The sequence below is a fragment of the Microbacterium sp. CIAB417 genome, assembly GCF_022788845.1.
Genome location: NZ_JAHZUT010000034.1, coordinates 1 through 766 on the forward strand (window position 1 = coordinate 1; position 766 = coordinate 766).

Annotated in this window: 1 protein-coding gene; it reads left to right on the plus strand. The window is 67.8% G+C overall.

Annotation, left to right across the window (positions count from 1 at the left end; translation table 11 throughout):
* A partial coding sequence (locus KYX17_RS31600) for an Ig-like domain-containing protein (RefSeq protein ID WP_243233724.1) occupies positions 1–766 on the plus strand: 766 nt, incomplete at both ends.

Below are 766 nucleotides of genomic sequence, written 5' to 3' on the forward strand. Positions count from 1 at the left end.
CCAGATCCTCGCAGTGGACGAGGAGAAGAACGCCGCCCCGCGCCCCCGCGATGTCACCGCCCGCACGCTGAGCGGGACGACGGCGAACATCGCGATCCCGTTGGACGGGATCGATGCGGACGGCGACTCGGTGGAACTGCTGGGGCTGGACTCGAACCCGAAGAAGGGTCTCGTCACGGTCGAGCAGGACTACCTGGTCTACGACGCGTTCGACGACGCGACCGGAGTCGACACCTTCACCTACAAGGTGCGGGACAATCTCGGCAAGGAGGGCACCGCGACGGTCACCGTCGGGATCGCCCCGAGCGAGGAGACCAACCAGGCGCCATACGCGGTGAAGGACGCGGTGGTGGTGCGCCCCGGTCGTGAGGTCGCGGTCCCCGTGCTCGCGAACGACTCCGACCCGGAGGGTGCGAAGGTCGCCCTGGTCAAGAACGGCATCACCCCTCCCGAAGACGTTCCGGGCTTCGAGGCGCGGGTGTCCGGCGACCGGGTTCTCGTCCAGGCTCCGGATGCCGAGGTGGAGACATCGCTGCAGTACACGATCGTCGATGACCGCGGCGCCGAGGCGACCGCGGTGCTGCAGGTCACCGTCGATGAGGACGTCCCGCTGCTCTACCCCATCGCGCGCGACGACCGCGTCAAGAGCGAGGACGTCAAGGATGAGCTGACGGTCGACGTCGAGGTGCTGGCGAACGACGAGGATCCGGATGGGACGACGGAGTCGCTGGATCTGACTGTGGAAGAGGGCGGCACGATCCTCGAC